General features: G+C 40.8%; 2 protein-coding genes. One reads left to right on the top strand and one right to left on the bottom strand.

The window, feature by feature from the left end; all coding sequences use genetic code 11:
- The first annotated feature begins 154 nt into the window (after window positions 1–154).
- The gene (locus tag G561_RS0113390) at window positions 155–1,006 is read left to right on the top strand and encodes an aldo/keto reductase (RefSeq protein WP_028859982.1); all 852 of its coding nucleotides are present in this window, start codon (window positions 155–157) and stop codon (window positions 1,004–1,006) included.
- Between the two features lie 85 nt (window positions 1,007–1,091).
- On the opposite strand, the gene G561_RS15085 is transcribed toward G561_RS0113390, so the two are convergent.
- A complete protein-coding gene (locus tag G561_RS15085) occupies window positions 1,092–1,850 on the bottom strand; it encodes an Lcl C-terminal domain-containing protein (protein ID WP_028859981.1) in 759 nt (252 codons plus the stop codon).
- Window positions 1,851–2,084 lie beyond the last annotated feature (234 nt).

Below are 2,084 nucleotides of genomic sequence, written 5' to 3'. Positions count from 1 at the left end.
CTTGTTTTCTCTCTTCACTGTATCTGGACATCTTTGTTCCTTGTTACCCCCTTTTACTTGATTGTTAGGGGTGACAACTATCCTGACACAGGGGGCTAAAGAGCAATTCTAATCAATAACTGCAAAACTAATATAAACTGGTGATGAAATAATTATGAATAACCTAAAAAACTATCAAACACGAACCGTTGGACAAGCTCAAATACCTGCTTTAGGATTGGGAACTTGGCAATCAACAGATGATGACTGTATTGAGGTGGTTAGCCAAGCCCTACAAATGGGCTATGAGCATATTGATACGGCCCAAGCCTATCATAATGAGACTCAAGTGGGAGCAGGCATTAAGAAGTCGGGCGTAGCTCGTGACCGCTTTTTCTTAACTACCAAGATTTTCCCAGATGACATGCGCTTTGAGCCTGATAATTTAGTGAAGTCGGTGCATGACTCACTAGATAAATTGGACGTTGAGTATGTAGATTTATTATTACTGCACTGGCCAGATGCACGTGTCCCACTATCAGAGACCATGCCTGCTTTGGCAGAGATGCAGCATCAAGGATTAACTAGAAACATTGGGGTATCTAACTTCAATATTAATCTGCTGTTAGAAGCTCAAAAATATAGCGATGTGCCTATTGCAACGAACCAAGTCGAATTTCACCCCTTTATTCGTCAACATACCCTGCAAACGTTCTTGTACAACCATCACATTCCGCTAACTGCTTACTCGCCGTTAGCACGCGGTGATGTCTTTGATAATGACACTATTAAAGCCATTGCTGACAAACATAATATTAATCGAGCCCAGGTATCGTTGGCTTGGATTTTATCTGACCAAAACCGTATTGCCATTCCAAAAACCAGTACCCCATCTCACCTACAAAGTAACCTTGATGCGTTAAAGGTACAGCTGGATAAGGAAGATATTGAAGCCATCAATAAGTTGGCACGTTCAAATGGTCGTATGATCGAGCATCCTGATTATACGCCTGAATGGGATGATTAAAGAGTCAACCAACGTCTGCTCTCAATTAAGAGAGTAAACGCGTTAAAAACAAAACAAAAAACCAGCCATTTGGTGGCTGGTTTTTTTATGGGTTTAAGTTTCTGACTGGACGGATATAATGCGCTTTTTGTTTGGCCTTAATCTTACCGTCATTAAAGTAGACTGCTAACGGCTCACCTTCTTCATTTAACGTAGTTGATCGGTAGCCTCGCCATATCGCCCATTGCGTATTTGGAAATACCTTTTCATTAATAGCAGGTGTTTTGGACCCGCCAGCACAGTCTACTGCTACTGTTTTCTTGCTACCAGAATTATTACTTGTACCGACAGGAATGGAATAACTGCCATCATAGCCATCACTACAATCAATTAAAGAATGCAACTCCTCGATATTAGGTAATCTCCATTCATAAAGCCCAACATAGCTTACTTTGTTCAGTTGCTCGATAGCTTGTTGCGCTTCTTCTAGACTATAGGCTTTTGCGCTGCCCTCACAACCACTCCCATTCCACTCTTGACCTAGACTACATCGCATCCAGACAATTCCCATTGCTTTATCGACCGCTATGCCATTGTCATAAGCCACATATTTACCCACTTTAGTTGAGGGGCTGTTCAGTGCTGACGGTTTAGAGGTCTCTTCTACCGCTTTATTGCCCTCTGCAGCCTTATCAGAGCTTTCTGGTAGATTTATTTTACGGGTTATATCAGGCATCGAAAAGATAATCTGTAAAATGGTCAGAAGCCCTACGATAATACCAACTATCCAAAAAAGACTTTGCAAGCTTACCTTACCTCTTTGATGAAAAGGAAGGTTAAAAGATTCTCGATCAAATTTTGGCATTCATTACTCTCGACTCAAAAAGCTTACTGTTTAGCAAACAGGGTATCTGATTATTATTAGGATAAGTAGGATTAAATTTTAATTTATTGAGCTGATAAGCATTTTACTAGGTTAATCTTACTCGCTTGCTAAATAAAAGCTGAACCGCCCCGACTATATCGGAGAGTGGATTGCTTGAGTCAGGCAGCTTTGTCTGACTCATTAAGGCTATCATAGTATCGTCTCTCAAACTCA

Origin of the sequence: Psychrobacter phenylpyruvicus DSM 7000 = NBRC 102152 (assembly GCF_000685805.1) — a bacterium.
GTDB lineage: Bacteria > Pseudomonadota > Gammaproteobacteria > Pseudomonadales > Moraxellaceae > Psychrobacter > Psychrobacter phenylpyruvicus.
The sequence above is the reverse complement of the archived record's forward strand: the minus strand, read 5'-3'. Positions and strand labels throughout refer to the sequence as shown.